Below are 16,766 nucleotides of genomic sequence, written 5' to 3'. Positions count from 1 at the left end.
TGCCATGCCATAGACAACAACATTTACCGACTAAGCTTATGTCGCGTGCACATAAGCTTCGCCTCCAGCGAAAGCTCAGACCTCGACCACGAAGGCCGGATCGAAGCAAGTGTTTTCCCAGCGGATATCCTGCAGGCTGGCGGCGTCCCGCAGGTTGAGCGCGTAGCCGCGGGGATTTGCGAGGATGCGCGTGCCGTTCACGGCGTAATCGAAGCTGTCGTGCACGTGCCCGTGTATCCAGAGCCGCATCTTTCCCATCAGGCCGGACAGGTCGCTGATGAAGCCGGCGTTCAGCAGCGATCCCGCGTAGCGCGGATGCAGGGAGCCGGCATGCGGCGCATGGTGCGTCACGACCACGGTGGGGCCGTCGAAGGGTTCGTCGAGCTTGCCTGCCAGCCACGCCCGCGAGGCATGGTGGATCCGCCGCGCGTCTTCCGCCCGGAATTGCCCGGCGGCAGTGCGGATGGCCCGGTGGTCGTGCAGGGTCCTCTCGACGTCGGCCATCGCCGCTTCCCGGCAACCCGGGATGAACTCGAAGTCGGTCCAGAGGCAGCAACCAAGGAAACGAACGCCTTGAAGGCGGAGCTCGCCGTTTTCCAGGTGATGCACCCGGCCTCCGGAAGACGCTTCCCCCAGGCGTTCCAGGGTCTGCTCGTAGGTTCCGTCATAGAACTCGTGGTTGCCGTGCACGTACACCACCGGCACCGGCCAGTCGGCGAAGCGCTCGATGGCGCGCGTGCCGCCATGGATGTCGCCCGCGATGACGAGCACGTCGGCGTCGGCAGGCGCAATGATGCGCTCGCCGGCAAAGCGCCGGTCGATGAAATCGAGATGCAGGTCGGAAGCGAACTGGATCTTCATGGGCAATCACGCATCGTCGAGTCCGCCGGTGCGCCTCAGCTGCCGGCGCAGCGCCTGGTTTTCTTCCCGGCGCGCCCGCTTGGCGGCGCCGATGGCGCCATGGGCGCCGGCCTGCCGGAATTTCGCCGTCACCACGTGCGGATTGCGCGGTTTCGGCGGCTTGATGCTGGTCTTCATGGGGATTTCTCCTGTGCTGTCTGCGTGGCATGCTCCTTGTTTGAACGGGAGTGCGGCAAAAAGATGCGGCGATTGTCCTTGTCGAGGCCAATCATGTCAAAGCGGCCATGACCCGGAGAAAGAGGCTGTCTCATTTCCGGCAACGCCGTAGGCCGTCCCGCGCAGGGCAGGCATGGCGTGACCGTCACTTTGGTTTTGCAATGCAACATGCAACAGCCGTCAAAAATTTTAACTGGTTGTTGCCAGGATGCAACCATGCAGCTACTATGGAACGATACGCATAAACACGGGCACAGGAAGCGAACGGAAGCGCGCGTTACGCTCCAGCCCCGTTACACGGAGATGGAGTGGGCCCGTTCATGGAATGGTCGAGCCGTATGCAAAGCAATGTGAGCCGCAACCGGCACCTGGCAGCGCTTAGCCTGGGCATTTGCCTCGGCCTCCTCGTGCTTGCCGCGCCGTACGTCGCGGCCTGGCTTCGCTATACGACCGCCCCCATCCTCGTCCTCCTGATCTGGTTCGTCATGACCGCCGATCGCGCGCAGTCCGACGTGGCCTTGCGAGAATCCGAAAAGAAATTCCGCAATTTCTTCGAGCAGTCGCTCGTGGGCCTGTATGTGATCCAGGACGGCCGCGTCGCCTACGCGAACAACAAGACCGCCCAGCTGCTGAGCTACGACGGTCCCGACGAGCTGATCGGCGTGCCGCTGGAGAAACTGACGGCGCCCGAGGACCTGCCCAAGCTGCTCGAGAACCACCGCAAGCGCCTTGACGGCGAAGTCACGAGCATCCGCTACACCTACCGCGCCCTGCGCCGGGACGGCCAGCGGGTGTGGGTGGATGTGCAAGGCAGCGCATGCATCTACGAAGGGCGTCCCGCGGTGATGGGCGTGGCGCTCGACGTGACCCGGCAGGTGGCATTCGAGCACCAGTCCCGGCTCGCCAACCGGGTCTTCGATTCCACCAGCGAAGGCATCGTGATCACCGACGCGGAATGCCGCATCGAAGCCGTCAATCCGGCGTTCACGCGCATCACCGGCTATGGCGCCGAGGAAGCCGTCGGCAAGCTGTCCCGCATGATGACCGGCCAGGGCGCGCAGGCGAAGATCAACCGCGACATGCTGGCTCACCTTGCTTCCGACGACCACTGGCAGGGCGAGATGCGCGACCGCCGCAAGAACGGCGAGTGGTATCCGGCCTGGCTGTCGATTTCCACGGTGCGCGACGCCGACCGGAACATCACCAACTACGTGGGCGTCTTCACCGACAATACCCGCCGCAAGCAGGCCGAGAGCCGGCTGCAATTCCTGGCCAGCCACGACAGCCTCACCGGCATGATCAACCGCAGCGGGCTGATGGCCAAGTTCAGCGAGGAAATCCACCGCGCCGCGCTCGACAACCGCCAGCTCGCCCTGCTGTTCATCGACCTCGACCGCTTCAAGACCGTCAACGATACCCTCGGACACCTTGCCGGCGACCAGCTCCTGGTGGCCGCCGCCGAGCGCATGCGCCAGCAGCTCAAGGGAAGCGACGTCGCTGCCCGCCTCGGGGGTGACGAGTTCACCGTGCTGCTCAACGATCCCCAGTCCTCGGGCGCCGCGGCCAAGCTGGCGGAACGCCTGATCGCCGCCATGGGTCAGCCGTTCATGATCGGCGGCCAGGAAATGTTCGTTACCGCCAGCATCGGCGTCGCCTGCTATCCCGCCGACGGCACCGACGCCCCGACCCTGCTCAAGAACGCCGACGTGGCGATGTACCGCGCAAAGCAGCGCGGCCGCAATACCTTCCAGTTCTTCACGAGCGACATGAACACGCTCGCGTTCGAGCAGTTGCTGCTGGAAAACAGCCTGCGCCGCGCCATCGAGCGCAGCGAATTCGAGCTGCATTACCAGCCGCAGCTTTCCACCGCCACCGGTCAGCTTGCCGGCATCGAGGCTCTCATCCGCTGGCGTCATCCCGAACTCGGGCTGGTGCTGCCGGGAACCTTCATCACCATGGCGGAGCAGAATGGCCTCATCGTGCCGATCGGGGCCTGGGTGTTGCAGGAAGCCTGCCGTCAGGGCAAGGCCTGGCACGATGCCGGATGGGAATTCGGCCACATCGCTGTCAACCTGTCGGCGCGGCAGTTCGCCTCGGACGACCTACTGGACACGATACGCGCCGCGCTGGACAAGAGCGGCCTGCCGCCTTCCATGCTGGAGCTCGAAATCACCGAAAGCACGATCATGCAGAGCCCGCAGGAAGCCATCAGCCTGCTGGGCAAGCTGCGGGACATGGGCGTGGCGCTGTCGATCGACGACTTCGGCACCGGCTATTCCTCGCTTGCCAGCCTGAAGCAGTATCCGCTCGACAGCCTCAAGATCGACCGCAGTTTCGTCAAGGGCACGCCGGACGACGCCGATGACGTCGCGATCACCGAAGCCATCATCGCCATCGCGCGCAAGATGGGCCTGAAGGTGGTGGCGGAAGGGGTGGAAACCACCGAGCAGGCGGAATTCCTGCGCGCGGCGGGCTGCGACCTTGCCCAAGGGTTCCTGTTCGGCAGGCCGGCTTCGGCCTCCGATCTCGAGCGGCAATGGCGCGGCGTCCGCCTCGCCTCGGTTGCCTGATCCTGCCGTCGCCTTCGCCGCACCCACCCGGGCAAACCCGCGCGAGCGTCCTTTGCTTCAGCTCAAAATCTTGCCGCGCCGCGCACGCAAGCCTGCCGGAATTGGATAGGGTCGCACAGTGCAACCCCGTTATCCATCCATTCCCTGACGCATGTTCGGACCACAGGCAGATTATGTGCTGGCCCATCCCGCCAGCTTCATGGCCCGCGCCATCAAGGCCTTCCGCGCCAACCAGGGCCTGCTGCTGGCCGGCGCGGTGGCCTACTACGCCCTACTTTCCATCGTTCCCCTGCTCATCCTGATCGTCATCGCGCTGTCCCACCTGCTCGATGCCCGCGAGCTCCTGCTGACCCTCGGCCGCTACCTGGAATGGATCATCCCCGGGCAATCCCGGCCGATCATCGCCGAGCTGGCGAATTTCCTGGATCATCGCGAAGTCGTCGGCTGGTTCCTGCTGCTGACGATGATCTTCTTCAGCTCGCTGGCCTTCACCGTGCTCGAGAATGCCATGTCGGTCATCTTCGTCCACCGGGTGGCGATACACCGGCGGCATTTCCTGGTGTCGGCGGTGATTCCCTACTGTTACATCCTGCTGCTCGGCATGGGCTTCCTGCTGGTGACGCTGGTGGCCGGGGTGCTGCAGACCATCGGCCAGGAAAGCGTGCTGTTTCTCGGCCGCGAGTGGTCGCTCAGCGGCGTATCCGGCGTGCTGCTTTACCTGCTGGGCCTGGCGGGTGAAATCTTCATGCTGACCTCCGTCTACCTCGTCATGCCCGTCGGCCGGCTGTACCTGCGCCATGCGCTGGTGGGCGGCGTGACCGCCGCGCTGCTCTGGGAAGTCACCCGCCACCTGCTGGTGTGGTACTTCACCACCCTCTCCCAGGTGAGCGTGGTCTATGGATCGATGACGACCGCCATCGCCGTCCTGCTCAGCCTGGAAATCGCCGCCACTTTGCTGCTGTTCGGCGCCCAGGTCATCTCCGAGTACGAAAGGCTGGGACGCCTCGACCGCGACCAGCCGCCGGAGGGATTTCACACCTGACGCCGTCCCGGTTTGTCACGGCGGAAGTACTTCCGCCAGGCAAATGACAGAGGTTTGGAGTCGATCAAAGCAGCCCGCATGCGGCTTGCCTATATTGAAACCATCTTTGTCCCGGAGGTCGTATGCAACAAGCTGATGCCGTCGTCGTCGGACTCGTCGTGGCGCTGGTGCTTGCCGCCGTCGCTGCGATTTTCCTGATCCCGCACTGATTCCCGCCATCTATGCGCGCCGCGCCGCTGGCACGACCGGCGGCGCGGCGTTTCACTTGATGAGTTGCAGGCATTCCCGGAACCGGGGATGGGTGCTGCGCTCCAGCCATTCGAAGATCATCATTTCCGTCGTCACGATGTCCACCCCGGCAGCCGCCATGCGCCGCAGGGCCGCTTCCTTGTTGACGTCGGCGCGCGAGCCGATCGCGTCGGCCACCACCATCACCCGCATCCGCTCGCGCAGCGACAGCGCGGTCTGCAGGACGCAGACATGCGCCTCGCAGCCGGCCAGAACGGCAATGTCCCGGTCCGGCGACAGCGCCGCCAGCAGGCCGGGTTCGGCGCTGGCATCGAAGGCGTCCTTTTCGACGACCACGCCGCACAGCGCTTCGATCCGCGGATGGTTCGGCCCGAGCGACGCCGGGCTCTGCGCGGTGCCGACGATCGGGACGCCGAGCAGGCTGGCCGCCTTCGCCAGCTTGACAGTCTGGTAGAGGACGGTTTCCGCGCCGGCGATCGCCGGCATCAGGCGTTCCTGGAAGTCGATGAGCAGCAGGTTGGCGCGCGTGGACTGGCAGAGCCGGGACATGGGATTCCTTTTCGCTCAGCTTGCGGAGGCGGGAAAGGCCGGCCCGGCCGTCGTGCCTGTGATACCTGTGGTGCCTGTGGTGCCTGTCGAACCCGTGGTGCCCGTAGATCCGGTCGTTCCCGTGGTTCCCGTCGTGGCGCCGGCCGCGATCGGCACGGGCGGGATGAGCTGGGCGCGGATCTCGCCGTTCGGGAACGACAGGCTGTGCAGGTCGATGTAGTAGCCGCCGGCATTCAGCTGGAGGATCTGCGACGCCGTCATGCGCCCACTGCCCAGCCAGGTGTCGCCGCCGGGCGTTGCCTGCGACAAGGTGAAAATTACCGGACCGTTGATGCCGGCGATCGCATCGTGGATATGCGCCGACGTCGGCAGCATGCCGCTGACTGATACGCTGACGGTGAAGTCTCCACTCACCGGGTTGATGGCAAGGACGCCGCTGCCGGCGGCAAGGCTGGGATTCGGCGGCACCGCCGCGCTGCCGTCGAGCGTGAACGGAAACGTGACGCTGCTGGCCGGCGCCGCGGCAGCCGCGGCGGGAAGGGCAGGCACGTTGGCCGCGCCCGTGGCGGCCGTCACTCCCGGATTGCCGCCCCCGCCTCCGCAGGCGCCGAGCAGGCCGATGCATAGCAGGGCGGCGAGCGCCGCGCGCCCGCGTCCGAAGAACCTCATGATTCCTCCACCTCGTTGGATGTTGCTCCCTGCGGATGACCGGAACCGGTCATGCCCATGACATGTGGACGGCCGCGCCCCGCCGGTAATTCCCGGACCGCGCCGTTTGCTTGAGGCGACTCAGCACCTGCCGGCGGGCAAGCCTCAGGCGGCGACCAGCACGCTGCACTTCACCTTTTCCACCAGCACCGCGTCCATCGCGCCGCGCCACCAGCGCATGGCGAAGCTCTTGTGGCGCGAATGCCCGACGATCACGAGCTCGACGCCGAGCTTGTCCACCAGCGAAGCGATGACGGTGGCGGGTTCGCCGACCTCGAGGTGGGGAATGACCTGCAGTCCTGCTTCGGCCAGCATCGCGCGGCCGGATTCGAGCACCTGCTGCATCGCCTTCTGCTCGGCCTGTTCCTCCTCGACGGTGGGCACGGCGGCGGCGAATTCGGCGGCGATGACGATCGGCATGGGCGTGATCACGGCCAGCAGGTGTACTTCGGCTGAGCCGCCCGGGGCCAGCCGGATGCACTCCTTGAGCGCGACCCGGCTTTCCGGCGTGCCGTTGTAGGCGACGAGAATCTTGCGGTACATAATTGCCTCCGTGGAGAATGCCTCAGGAACAGGAACCGACGTCGCGATGATAAAGCATGTTCGTACGCTTCAACCCGGCTTTTCTCAAGACCGCCCGTGCCGGCTTTCGCCCCCCGCTTTCATTGTAGGGCGAACGCGGTCGGCCGCAACGTGCTCCGGTAACGCAAAGTTTTGTGGCAGCCCGGGAGCGCTTTGCGCATAATGGGAGTCATCCCCATGCCAGACAAGGTCAACGCATGCTGAAATTCGTTGTCATGGACACCAACGCCATTTCGCGCAACCTGCTCGCCTCGGTGCTCGCCAACGGCGGACACGAGGTGATCGGCGAGTTCAATACCACTCCGGCCTCGATCGCCACCATGGTCAAGCTGCAGCCGCAGGTGGTCTGCATCGACATCGGCGACGCCGACGGCGACGGCCTCGGCAAGCTCGACCTGATCCGCGCCGAACTGCCGAAGGCGCTGCTGTTCATGGTGTCCGGACAATTCGCGGCCGAGGCGGTGCAGGCCGGCGCCGCGCGCGGCGTGCACGGCTTCATCGTCAAGCCGTTCAAGTCGGCCACCGTGCTGACCACCATCCGCAACGCCATCATCAAGATCGCCAGGCGCCACAAGGAAGGCGCGGAGCAGGACTCCTGACGCCGGCCGGCGGGCCGGAGCCCGCCACCAAACTCATCGTTACCTGCCGAATTGCGCGAGCCGGCGCTCCATGGTTTCGCCCGCGGTGCCGGGCAGCCGGTCGAAACGATCGCCCATCTGGCGGTCCAGCATCTGGATGCGGGTTGCGGGCGCGGGGTGGGTCCTGAACAGCAGGGCGAACTCGCCGGCGCTGCCGTTTTGCGCCTGCAGCATCTGCAATACCGCCGGCAGGCCGAAGGCGTCATAGCCGGCGCGGGCGGCGATCACCACGCCGAGGCGGTCCGCCTCGAACTCGTCGTCCTTGTCCAGGCCGCTGACATACAGCTTGCGGCCGACGTTCAGCAAGGCCGCGCGCGCTTCCGGATGCGGACCGTTCGACCCCCTGTTCGAGGCGCCGATGACATCGCTCACCAGCGCCATCCCGGCCTGCTTCTGGACCGCGCGCAGATGGTGCTTCTTCAGCACGTGCCCGATCTCATGGGCGAGCACGCCGGCCAGCTCCGCCTCGTTGCGCATGCGCGCGACCAGCCCGCGGGTGACGAATACGTAGCCGCCGGGCGTGGCGAAGGCGTTGAAGCCGGGGTCGTCGAGCACGCCGAAGGTCCAGGGCAGGTCGGGGCGCTCCGTCTGTAGCGCCAGCCACCGGCCGAGCGCATTCACGTATTGCTGCAGCGCCGGATCGGGCGCCAGCGGCTTGGCCCCGAGCAGTGTGGCGGCGAACTCCTGGCCGAGCCGGATTTCTTCCGATTCGTCGGTGTCCTTCGCCGCCTTGGTCAGGTTGCCCAGCGTGTTTTCCAGGTTCAGGTTGCCGAGCTTGCTGCCCAGCTTGTCGCTGAGTTTGTCGAGGCCGGGAATCGCGAACGGCAGTTGCGCCATGGCGCCCGTGCTGGCGCACAGCAGCAGCGCGGCGAGGGTGGATCGGATGTGTCGCATGTCAGCCTCCTTCCATCTTGCGCAGGCCGGATTGCGCCGGCTCGCCGAGATAATCCACGCGCGCCGGCGTCAGCCGGCTGCGCTGGGCGAAATCCTGTGCCGCGTTGCGGTCCGTGCCGAAGCGCTGCAGCTTCTCGAACTCGGCCGGATTCGCCTGGGCGCGCTGCAGGTCCTCTTCCGACAGGCCGCGCACGCCGGTGGTCACGGTCGCCGTGTTGGACGTGCGGCCGGCGGTAAGCAGGCCATTGATGGCGTTCATCGCGCCGGACGCGCCTCCGGCAGGCGCCGGCGCGGCAATCGCGTTCTCGGGCCGCAGGCTGAGCATTCGCACCCAGCCGCTCTGGCCCGCGCCGGTCTTCACCTGCCGCCAGGCGCCCTGTCGCGCCATGACCTCGACGCGGGTGTTTTCCGGCAGCCTGGCGACGATGTCGGAATCCGCCTGGCCTAGCGACTGCAGTTCCGCCGCGCGCGTGGTGACGGCGCTTTCCGCCTGCGCCAGGCCGGCGGCGAGCGCCAGCGTCATCACCCAGATGGGTGCTCTCCTCATGTGCTTCTCCTTGGTTCGTATAATTCGACGCGCGCCGCCCTGCCCTTGACCTCGAAGTTGCCGCGCCTGACGAAGGCAGGGACATCGCCCTGCCCGCCTTCCGCGGCTTCCATCGTTTCCCGCGTGACCAGCACCCTCGCCACGCCCTTGGTCAAGCCTTCCACGCGGCTCGCGAGGTTGACCGTGTCGCCGATGGCGGTGTAGTCCAGCTTCTGCGGCGCGCCGATGAAGCCGACCACCGCCGGGCCGGTATGGATGCCGATGCCGACGTCGAAATCGCCGACGTCCGATCCCTCGTCGATCAGCATCTGCCGGAATTCGAGCAGCACCCTTTCCATGTCGAGCGCGGCCGCGATGGCGCGCGACGCGTGCGCCGCGTCGTCGACGGGCGCGCCCCAGAAGGCCATGATGCAGTCGCCGATGAATTTGTCGAGGGTGCCCCCGTGGCGAAAGATCACCTCGACCTGCCGCTCGAAGTAACGGTTGAGCAGGGCCACCACTTCCTGCGGGGAGCGCTGTTCCGACAGCGTGGTGAAACCCCGGATGTCCGAGAACAGCACGGTGATCTTGCGCTCCTGGCCCGACAGGCTTTCCACTGTTTCACCCTGCTCCACGATCTGCTGCACCACGTTGGGATTGAGAAATCGCCGGAACAGCGACACGGCCTGCTCGCGGGTCCGCCGCTCCCGCAGGTAGCCGGCGAGGGCGGCGCATACGAACCAGGTCCAGGCAAAGATCAACGGTGTGGCAACCGGCAGCAGCAGGTTCCGCTCCACCATCTGGTCGGCCAGCGCGAGCGCCGCGGCGGAGACCGCCAGCAGCGCCGCCCCGGTTGCCACCGGGTTGAGGCGGCGGGCGAAGCTCCAGGAAACGAACAGCAGCAAGGCGGCGCCGAGCAGGAAGGGCCCGAAGGGCGACCCGGTCCGCAGGCTGCGTCCGCTGATGAGGTTGTCCAGCGCCACCGCCAGCACGTCCACGCCGGGATATCCAGCCCCGAGGGGCGTGAGATGATGGTCGAAGGAAGACGCCGCCGATGCGCCGACCACGATCAGCTTGTTGCGGAACATTCCGGCGAGGACTTCCACCTCGGCCTCGCGCATCGCCGGCCGTTCCTCGGTGAGCAGCTTGTACACGTCGCCATAGGGAATGCGCCGGTGTCCCCGCGCCGGCCAGCGAAGGCGAAAGTCGGCGCCATCGGGCAGCACCGCCCCGGAGGCGGCGGCGACGCGCGCCGGCAAGGATGGCAGCCGCATGCCGCCGTCCTCTGCGTACAATCGGTAGCGCCGCAGTACGCCATCGCCATCCTCGAGGCGGTTGATCAGGCCCAGCCGCCAGGCGGCTGGCTCGATCGCCATCGGGAGCTGTACCGTTGCGGGACGCGCGGCCGGCGCGCGCGGCGCGGCGGAAATGCCGAAGGCCTTCGCAAGCAGATCCGGGCGCACCGGCACGAGGCTGGGCGAAGCCGGCACCTGCATCGCCGACACATAGACCTGGGGCGTGGCCGCGATCACTTCCGACAGGCGGGCATCGCTTTTCGGACGCTTCAGGTCCTGCTCCGAAAAGGCAACGTCGAAAATGATGGCGCGCGGCGAGAATTCCGCCAGCGCCTCGATCAGGTCGGCATGGATTTCGCGCGGCCAGGACCACAGGCCTGCAATCTTCTGCATGCCGCGCATGCTGGCGTCGTCGATGTCGATGATGACGATGGAAGGATCGGCGGAATAGTTGCCGGCATGCCGCTGCAGATAGATGTCCGCCGTGCGCGCTTCGATGGTGGCGAGCAACCTGGCGCCGAACAGCTCGCCCGCCAGGGCGGCCGCGAACGCCAGCGCGAGCACGACGTAGAGGCGCGCCGGCGCATGGCGCGACCTGGCTGTGGTGAATGGAGCGGACGAAGGAGGCATGCGGCGGCGGCACCCGTGCCGCTCGATGAATGATGTTGGTGACAGGCAATGTTATCTGCAACGCCGCTTCCGCCGCAAGGACATTTGCCGTCCGGGCAAGCTCGGCCGCGACAGGAATTTCCTGATTCCAACCGTCATCTTTTTTGATGACAAGCAAATATGTTGATGCATCAATCCGCCATCAAGGCAGTCCTACTCCTTACCCCGTTGCGATGCGCATCGTCGTCGCGCGCAGCGGGGGATTTCTTCACTCCAGGAGTCGAACATGTTGCAGATCCCTTCCAGTTCAACCTTGACGCAGACAGCACGCTGCATGTCAGCCATGATGCTGCTCACCCTGCTCACCGCCTGCGGCGGAAGCAGCGGCGGCACGGCACTTGCCGTCCTGGGGACGCAACCTGAGGCGCCAGCCAGCACCGGCGTCGTTCCCACCGCCGTCGGCGGCGTGTCGGAAACCGCCACGCCCGCGAGCAGCGGCAGCGGAGGCAGCAGCGGCACTACCGGCGCGAATGGCACGAATGGCACCACCGGCAGCGGCGGGGCAGCGTCCGGCATGACGGACACGGCGCCGGTTGTCACTCCAAACACCCCGCCCTCCACCTCCGCTTCCACCAGTACCGCGGGCTTGAGTGCAAGATTCAGCTTCCCGGTCGGCATCGCCATCGACGGCGCCGGCAATCTCTACGTTGCCGACCGCAACAACAGCACCATCCGCAAGATCACGCCCGCGGGCGTGGTATCCACCTTCGCCGGCGCGCCGCAGCAGGCCGGAAGCGTCGACGCGACCGGGGGCACCGCGCGCTTCAACCTGCCTTCCGGCGTCGCGGTCGACCGTGCCGGCACCGTCTACGTGGCCGACACCGCCAACCACACCATCCGCCGCATCGCCGCCACCGGTGCGGTGGTTACCATCGCCGGACAGCCGATGAACAACGGCAGCAACGACGGCGCGGCGTCCGCTGCACGCTTCAATTCGCCCTCCGCCATCGCGGTGGATGGCGCGGGCAACCTCTACGTCGCCGACACCCTGAACTACGCGGTGCGCAAGATCACCCCCGCCGGCATCGTCTCGACCCTCGCCGGACAGGCAGGCGAGCCGGGATACGTGGACGCGCAGGGAACGCAGGCCCGCTTCATCAAGCCGGAAGGCATCACCGTGGACGCGGGCGGAAACGTCTTCGTCACCGATACCGATTTCTTCCCCTCATGCCATCTTTGCACGCGCACCAATTCGACAGTCCGCAAGATCACCCCGGACGGCATGGTGAGCACCATTGCAGGCACGCCCCTGACCATCGGCAGCGCCGACGGCACCGGTGCCGCCGCGGCCTTCGCCTACCCGGCCGGCATCACGGTCGATGGCGCGGGAACGATGTACGTGGCCGATACCAACAACTTCACGATCCGCAAGGTCACGCCCCAGGGCGCGACGAGCACGCTGGCCGGGATGGCGGGCATGGAAGGCAGCGTGGATGGAACGGGGGCTGCGGCGCGCTTCGCCTATCCCAAGGGAGTGGCGGTGGATGCCGCCGGCAACCTGTACGTTACCGAGGCTTTCACGGTGCGCAAGATCAGCCCGCAAGGCGTGGTGTCCACCTTCGCCGGCAAGGCTTTGACGTCGGGCAGCGACGACAGCGCACCCTAGCGCGCAATGACCGGAGCATCCTTGTCTCCGGTCTTGCTTTCGGACTTCTTCTTGTTGCGCTTGTCCACGCTGCCGGTCGCGGAATCGATCTTCGGATCGACGCTCTTGGGCGGCGTGGCGATGGACTTGGAATCGGTCGTCGGCGGCACGACGACCGCCCCCGAGTCCGATGGCGTTTTGGTGCCGTTATTGCCGGGAACCGGCATGCCCTTCTCCGGCGCGGCCTGCATGCCGGGGTCGCGCGGCATGGGCAACTTGTCTTGCGAGAGAGCCTGCTCCATCGCAGCCAGGGAGGCCACGGCAGCCAGGGCGGCCGCCATCCGTGCCAGCTTGTTCAGTCGACGTTTCGCATTCATCGCCATCTCCAGGGTGGGATACGATCATCTCAATGGCGCGGCGGATCCTGTCTCCTTCGTCACCGTCTCGCGCGGTTCGCCACGGCGTGACAATTCTTCCTGCAAGGCCCGCATTTCCTCGCCAAGCTCCTGCCGGCGCACCGCATCCATCAGCTTGAGCACCTTGGGAAACAGGTGCTCTTCCTCCTCCTTGTGATGATGCTCGGTCTGCTCCTTGAGCACCTTGAACTTGGGATCGAAGGTCTGTTCGGACGGCTTCATCTCGAGCAGGTCCGCCAGCAGGCGCTTGAGCGAGAGATGCTCTTCAAGCGACTCGAGGAGGATGTCCTCGGTGCGCGCGGCCTTGACCGCCGGATAAAAGATGCGCTCTTCCGACGCGATGTGGACCGTCAGCTGGTCGGCCACGCTGGCGAACACCTGTTTCTTCTCGCCTTCGTCGGCATCTGCCACCTGGTCCATCATTTCTTCCAGCAAACGATGCTGGGCCGTCAGGTATTGCACCGCGTCGATGCCATTCTGTTCCATGCCTTGTCTCTCCAGGTTGTTTCGCACAGGTTAGAGAAGCCGGAGGGGCACAGGTTCAGCCCGTTCCCGAAGGAATGGCGCAAGGAACGCGGGACGCTTTGCGCTTACAATGGTCGCCCCTGCCCTTTCCACGATGAAAATGAACCGCCGACCTCTCGATGCGACCGCCATGCTGACGCTCCTCGTCCTGTGCATCTTGTGGGGCCTGCAGCAGGTCGCCGTCAAGGCGGTGGCGCCATCGGTGAGCCCGACGCTGCAGCTCGGGCTGCGGTCGCTGGTGGCGGCGGCGCTGGTGTATGGCCTCATCCTGGTCCGCGGGCCGCGCCTCGCGCTACGCGATGGCACCTTGTTGCCGGGGCTGGGCGCAGGCTTGCTGTTTGCCATCGAGTTCCTGTTTGCCGCCGTAGGCCTGCAGTACACCACCGCCTCGCACATGTCGGTCTTTCTCTACACGGCGCCCATCTTCACCGTGCTTGGCCTGCAGCTGATGGTGCCAGGCGAGCGGCTGAGCCCGCGGCAGTGGGCCGGCGTGCTTGCCGCCTTCGCCGGCGTCGCGGTCGCATTCTCCAACGGCTTTTCCAGCAGCGAAAAAAGCATGACGGACATGTTGCTCGGCGATGCGCTGGGCGTGCTGGGCGGCCTGTTCTGGGCCGCGACGACGGTGCTCATCCGCTGCAGCGCGCTCTCCGAAGCGCCGCCGGCGACCACGCTGTTCTACCAGCTCGCCGGCTGCGGCGTGCTGCTCAGCGCGATCGCGGTCGGCAGCGGACAGCACCATGGCATGCAACTCACGCCGCTCGCATGGGGCAGCCTGTTCTTCCAGTCGGTGATCGTGGCCTTTGCAAGCTACCTCGCCTGGTTCTGGCTGCTGCGTCGTTACCTTGCCTCGCGCGTCACGGTGTTTTCCTTCCTCACGCCGATGTTCGGCGTCGGCTTCGGCGTGCTCATCCTGCACGATCCGGTGGACATCCGCTTCGGCATCGGCGCATTGATGGTGCTGGCGGGCGTGGTGCTGGTCAATCTCAGGCGCCCGGCATCCTGAGCCTGCACCGCATCGCGCACGTCTGATTGCCATCTCGACAGGCATTTCCGCTGCCTGCGCGCTTGATATTGAACTGCCACGATTCGCCCCAACATCACGTGAACAACGCGCGCGATGCCGCCGCTCAAGCAAGGGAAAGCCATGCGAATTCGTGTAATCGTGATACTCGTGCTGCTCGGATTGCTCCACGCCTACATCGGCTGGCGCATCCTGCCCGGCCTGCCGGTCGAACCGGCGTTCAAGATCGCCGGCGGCCTGCTGCTGGCTTGCTCCCTCGGGCTTATCCCCGCCGGACTGCTCGCACATTCGGTGCGCCAGCCCTGGGGCGACCGCCTCAGCTGGGTAGGCATGCTCGCGCTGGGCGCTTTCTCCTCATTGCTGGTGCTGACTTTCCTGCGCGACCTGGCGCTGCTGGCGGCGGCCGTGGCCGGCTGGCATGATCCGCTGTTTTCCAAGCGCACGGCGGCAGCGGTTCCCTTGCTGGCGGGCGCCATCACGCTCATCGGCTTCTTCAACGCCCGCCGCGTCGCCTCGGTGGTCAGCGTCGACATTCCGATCAGCGGCCTGCCCAGCGAATTGCACGGCTTCACCATCGCGCAGATCAGCGACATCCACGTCGGCCCGACCATCAAGCGCGGCTACCTCGATGCGATCGTCGACAAGGTGAACCGGATCGAGGCCGACGTGGTGGCGGTCACGGGGGACCTCGTCGATGGCAGCGTCCGCCACCTCGCGCCGCATACCGCGCCGCTGGAACGATTGCAGGCACGGCATGGCGCCTACTTCGTGACCGGCAACCACGAGTATTATTCCAACGCCCATGAATGGATCGCCGAAGTGAAGCGCCTCGGCCTGAACGTCTTGCTCAACCGCCACGTGGTGCTCGAGCACGAAGGCAGGCAGGTGGTGCTGGCCGGCGTGACCGACTACACAGCGCATCACTTCGACCCCTCGCACAAGAGCGATCCGGGCAGGGCCATCGCCGGCGCGCCGCCCGGGGCGGCAGTGAAGATCTTGCTGGCGCACCAGCCGCGCACCGCCCGCGCCGCGGCCGATGCCGGCTTCGACGTGCAGCTTTCCGGACACACGCACGGCGGGCAATTCTTTCCGTGGAATTTCTTCGTGCCGATGCAGCAGCCCTATGTCGCCGGCCTCAACCGGCTGCGGCAGCTCTGGGTCTATACCAGCCGCGGCACCGGCTACTGGGGCCCGCCGAAGCGCTTCGGCGCACCGTCCGAGATCACGCGCCTGCGGCTGGTGAGCGCATAAGTTACCTTGGCCGCCTCACTTGACCATGGTGTTGGTGCGGAACAATTCCTTGAGTTCGCGCGGCTGCGAGCGCCAGTACTGCGGCGGTGCATCCACCTGGGCGCCCAGGGCCGCGGCGGCATGCCATGGCCAGCGCGGATCGTAGAGAATGCCGCGCGCCAGCGCGATCATGTCCGCCTTGCCGGACGCGATGATGTCCTCGGCCTGCTGCGCCTCGGTGATCAGTCCGACCGCCATCGTCGGCATCCCGGCTTCCCGCTTGATGCGTTCGGCGAAGGGTACCTGGTAGCCGGGACCAAGTTCGATCTTCTGCAGCGGCGACAAGCCGCCGCTCGAGACGTCGATGTAGCCGCAGCCGCGCTGCTTCAGGGCTCGCGCGAACGCGACGGTCTGTTCCACGTCCCATCCGCCATCCACCCAGTCCGTCGCCGAAACGCGCACGCCGACCGCTTTCTCCTTCGGGAAGTTGGCGCGCACGATATCGAAGATTTCCAGCGGAAAGCGCATGCGGTTTTCCAGCGTCCCGCCATAGCCGTCCTCGCGCCGGTTCGACAGCGGCGACAGGAATTGATGCAGCAGGTAGCCGTGCGCGGCATGCACCTCGATCGAGTCCAGCCCCAGCCGGGCCGCGCGCCGGGCCGCCGCGGCGAAGGCGTCGCGCACGCGCTGCAGGCCGGCCTCGTCCAGCGCCAGCGGCGTCTCGTCATGACCGGCGAAGGGGATGGCGGAAGGCGCGACGGTGCGCCATCCCTGCGGCGCGGTCGATGGAATGGATTGGCCGCCTTCCCAGGGCACGTGCGTCGAGGCCTTGCGTCCCGCGTGGGCAAGCTGGATCGCGACCGGGATGGGCGAATGGCGGCGCACCGCCTGCAGCACGCGCGCCAGCGCGGCTTCATTGTCGTCCGACCACAGGCCGAGATCGCCCGCGGTGATGCGGCCTTGCGGTTCCACCGCAGTCGCTTCGATGATCAGCATGCCCGCACCGGACAGCGCGAGGTGCCCGAGGTGCATCATGTGCCAATCGGTCGCGGAACCTTCGCTGGCGGAGTACTGGCACATCGGCGCAACGACGATGCGGTTGGTCAGCTGCAAGGACCCCAGCTGCATGCTCGTGAAAAGATGACTCATCTATTGTTTTCCCGATGATGTTGAGGAGACGGTTAAGGAGG

17 protein-coding genes are annotated in these 16,766 nt (G+C 66.2%); 6 read left to right on the top strand and 11 right to left on the bottom strand.

The genetic code is table 11. The annotated features are described in order from the left end of the window. Positions 1-75: 75 nt before the first annotated feature. Positions 76-861: a metallophosphoesterase gene (locus G3574_RS17825; protein WP_163966135.1), complete on the bottom strand. Its 786-nt coding sequence runs from the start codon at positions 859-861 to the stop codon at positions 76-78. Positions 862-867: 6 nt separating this feature from the next. Next, complete coding sequence (locus G3574_RS17820) at positions 868-1,038, bottom strand: hypothetical protein (RefSeq protein WP_163966133.1); 171 nt, start codon at positions 1,036-1,038, stop codon at positions 868-870. Between the two features lie 377 nt (positions 1,039-1,415). Here G3574_RS17820 and G3574_RS17815 point away from each other — a divergent pair, with 377 nt between their 5' ends. After that, on the top strand, positions 1,416-3,647 hold the full coding sequence (locus G3574_RS17815; protein WP_235953496.1) for a putative bifunctional diguanylate cyclase/phosphodiesterase: 2,232 nt from the start codon (positions 1,416-1,418) through the stop codon (positions 3,645-3,647). 151 nt (positions 3,648-3,798) lie between these two features. Then, positions 3,799-4,689, top strand: coding sequence for a YihY/virulence factor BrkB family protein (locus G3574_RS17810; RefSeq protein ID WP_163966130.1), 891 nt, complete (start codon positions 3,799-3,801; stop codon positions 4,687-4,689). A gap of 261 nt (positions 4,690-4,950) precedes the next feature. Here the strand turns inward: G3574_RS17810 and G3574_RS17805 are convergent, their stop codons facing one another. The 3 genes from G3574_RS17805 to G3574_RS17795 all read right to left on the bottom strand — a co-directional run bounded on the left by G3574_RS17805 (position 4,951) and on the right by G3574_RS17795 (position 6,738). After that, positions 4,951-5,487 carry an isochorismatase family protein gene (locus tag G3574_RS17805; RefSeq protein WP_163966128.1) on the bottom strand — a complete coding sequence of 179 codons (537 nt, stop codon included), beginning with the start codon at positions 5,485-5,487 and terminating at the stop codon, positions 4,951-4,953. Between the two features lie 15 nt (positions 5,488-5,502). After that, on the bottom strand, positions 5,503-6,156 hold the full coding sequence (locus G3574_RS17800) for a CHRD domain-containing protein (protein ID WP_163966126.1): 654 nt from the start codon (positions 6,154-6,156) through the stop codon (positions 5,503-5,505). Between the two features lie 144 nt (positions 6,157-6,300). Further along, complete coding sequence (locus G3574_RS17795; RefSeq protein ID WP_163966125.1) at positions 6,301-6,738, bottom strand: universal stress protein; 438 nt, start codon at positions 6,736-6,738, stop codon at positions 6,301-6,303. Positions 6,739-6,974: 236 nt separating this feature from the next. Here G3574_RS17795 and G3574_RS17790 point away from each other — a divergent pair, with 236 nt between their 5' ends. Next, entirely contained in the window at positions 6,975-7,376 is a 402-nt protein-coding gene (locus tag G3574_RS17790; RefSeq protein WP_163966123.1) for a response regulator, read from the top strand. Between the two features lie 39 nt (positions 7,377-7,415). On the opposite strand, the gene G3574_RS17785 is transcribed toward G3574_RS17790, so the two are convergent. From G3574_RS17785 to G3574_RS17775, 3 genes are read right to left on the bottom strand one after another with little or no spacing between them, the layout of a single operon-like run. Next, positions 7,416-8,309, bottom strand: a complete 894-nt coding sequence (locus G3574_RS17785; RefSeq protein ID WP_163966120.1) for a M48 family metallopeptidase — start codon at positions 8,307-8,309, stop codon at positions 7,416-7,418. A gap of 1 nt (position 8,310) precedes the next feature. After that, positions 8,311-8,856, bottom strand: a complete 546-nt coding sequence (locus G3574_RS17780; RefSeq protein WP_163966116.1) for an SH3 domain-containing protein — start codon at positions 8,854-8,856, stop codon at positions 8,311-8,313. Then, positions 8,853-10,760: an adenylate/guanylate cyclase domain-containing protein gene (locus tag G3574_RS17775; RefSeq protein ID WP_163966113.1), complete on the bottom strand. Its 1,908-nt coding sequence runs from the start codon at positions 10,758-10,760 to the stop codon at positions 8,853-8,855. The genes G3574_RS17780 and G3574_RS17775 overlap by 4 nt, the downstream gene beginning before the upstream one ends. 265 nt (positions 10,761-11,025) lie before the next feature. Here G3574_RS17775 and G3574_RS28695 point away from each other — a divergent pair, with 265 nt between their 5' ends. After that, positions 11,026-12,405 carry an NHL repeat-containing protein gene (locus G3574_RS28695; RefSeq protein WP_163966111.1) on the top strand — a complete coding sequence of 460 codons (1,380 nt, stop codon included), beginning with the start codon at positions 11,026-11,028 and terminating at the stop codon, positions 12,403-12,405. Here G3574_RS28695 and G3574_RS17765 read toward each other — a convergent pair. Both G3574_RS17765 and G3574_RS17760 read right to left on the bottom strand, forming a co-directional pair. Next, a complete protein-coding gene (locus G3574_RS17765) occupies positions 12,402-12,761 on the bottom strand; it encodes a hypothetical protein (protein ID WP_163966108.1) in 360 nt (119 codons plus the stop codon). The genes G3574_RS28695 and G3574_RS17765 overlap by 4 nt on opposite strands. Before the next feature lie 24 nt (positions 12,762-12,785). Then, on the bottom strand, positions 12,786-13,286 hold the full coding sequence (locus tag G3574_RS17760; protein ID WP_205609839.1) for a hemerythrin domain-containing protein: 501 nt from the start codon (positions 13,284-13,286) through the stop codon (positions 12,786-12,788). Between the two features lie 133 nt (positions 13,287-13,419). On the opposite strand from G3574_RS17760, the gene G3574_RS17755 reads away from it, so the two are divergent. Continuing rightward, positions 13,420-14,328 carry a DMT family transporter gene (locus tag G3574_RS17755; RefSeq protein WP_163966105.1) on the top strand — a complete coding sequence of 303 codons (909 nt, stop codon included), beginning with the start codon at positions 13,420-13,422 and terminating at the stop codon, positions 14,326-14,328. A gap of 114 nt (positions 14,329-14,442) precedes the next feature. Then, positions 14,443-15,597 carry a metallophosphoesterase gene (locus tag G3574_RS17750; protein WP_407941683.1) on the top strand — a complete coding sequence of 385 codons (1,155 nt, stop codon included), beginning with the start codon at positions 14,443-14,445 and terminating at the stop codon, positions 15,595-15,597. Between the two features lie 15 nt (positions 15,598-15,612). Here the strand turns inward: G3574_RS17750 and G3574_RS17745 are convergent, their stop codons facing one another. Further along, a complete protein-coding gene (locus G3574_RS17745; protein ID WP_163966098.1) occupies positions 15,613-16,725 on the bottom strand; it encodes an NADH:flavin oxidoreductase/NADH oxidase in 1,113 nt (370 codons plus the stop codon). Positions 16,726-16,766: the final 41 nt, after the last annotated feature.

It is taken from the genome of Noviherbaspirillum galbum (genome assembly GCF_010974945.1).
Classification (GTDB): domain Bacteria; phylum Pseudomonadota; class Gammaproteobacteria; order Burkholderiales; family Burkholderiaceae_D; genus Noviherbaspirillum; species Noviherbaspirillum galbum.
Note: the sequence above shows the minus strand (reverse complement) of the source record. Positions and strands in the feature narration are given on the sequence as shown.

Bases quoted from the DNA above. Each gene is read 5' to 3' on its own strand.
- G3574_RS17825 (WP_163966135.1), bottom strand. From the start codon at position 861: ATGAAGATCCAGTTCGCTTCCGACCTGCATCTCGATTTCATCGACCGG.
- G3574_RS17820 (WP_163966133.1), bottom strand. From the start codon at position 1,038: ATGAAGACCAGCATCAAGCCGCCGAAACCGCGCAATCCGCACGTGGTG.
- G3574_RS17815 (WP_235953496.1), top strand. From the start codon at position 1,416: ATGCAAAGCAATGTGAGCCGCAACCGGCACCTGGCAGCGCTTAGCCTG.
- G3574_RS17810 (WP_163966130.1), top strand. From the start codon at position 3,799: ATGTTCGGACCACAGGCAGATTATGTGCTGGCCCATCCCGCCAGCTTC.
- G3574_RS17805 (WP_163966128.1), bottom strand. From the start codon at position 5,487: ATGTCCCGGCTCTGCCAGTCCACGCGCGCCAACCTGCTGCTCATCGAC.
- G3574_RS17800 (WP_163966126.1), bottom strand. From the start codon at position 6,156: ATGAGGTTCTTCGGACGCGGGCGCGCGGCGCTCGCCGCCCTGCTATGC.
- G3574_RS17795 (WP_163966125.1), bottom strand. From the start codon at position 6,738: ATGTACCGCAAGATTCTCGTCGCCTACAACGGCACGCCGGAAAGCCGG.
- G3574_RS17790 (WP_163966123.1), top strand. From the start codon at position 6,975: ATGCTGAAATTCGTTGTCATGGACACCAACGCCATTTCGCGCAACCTG.
- G3574_RS17785 (WP_163966120.1), bottom strand. From the start codon at position 8,309: ATGCGACACATCCGATCCACCCTCGCCGCGCTGCTGCTGTGCGCCAGC.
- G3574_RS17780 (WP_163966116.1), bottom strand. From the start codon at position 8,856: ATGAGGAGAGCACCCATCTGGGTGATGACGCTGGCGCTCGCCGCCGGC.
- G3574_RS17775 (WP_163966113.1), bottom strand. From the start codon at position 10,760: ATGCCTCCTTCGTCCGCTCCATTCACCACAGCCAGGTCGCGCCATGCG.
- G3574_RS28695 (WP_163966111.1), top strand. From the start codon at position 11,026: ATGTTGCAGATCCCTTCCAGTTCAACCTTGACGCAGACAGCACGCTGC.
- G3574_RS17765 (WP_163966108.1), bottom strand. From the start codon at position 12,761: ATGAATGCGAAACGTCGACTGAACAAGCTGGCACGGATGGCGGCCGCC.
- G3574_RS17760 (WP_205609839.1), bottom strand. From the start codon at position 13,286: ATGGAACAGAATGGCATCGACGCGGTGCAATACCTGACGGCCCAGCAT.
- G3574_RS17755 (WP_163966105.1), top strand. From the start codon at position 13,420: ATGAAAATGAACCGCCGACCTCTCGATGCGACCGCCATGCTGACGCTC.
- G3574_RS17750 (WP_407941683.1), top strand. From the start codon at position 14,443: ATGCCGCCGCTCAAGCAAGGGAAAGCCATGCGAATTCGTGTAATCGTG.
- G3574_RS17745 (WP_163966098.1), bottom strand. From the start codon at position 16,725: ATGAGTCATCTTTTCACGAGCATGCAGCTGGGGTCCTTGCAGCTGACC.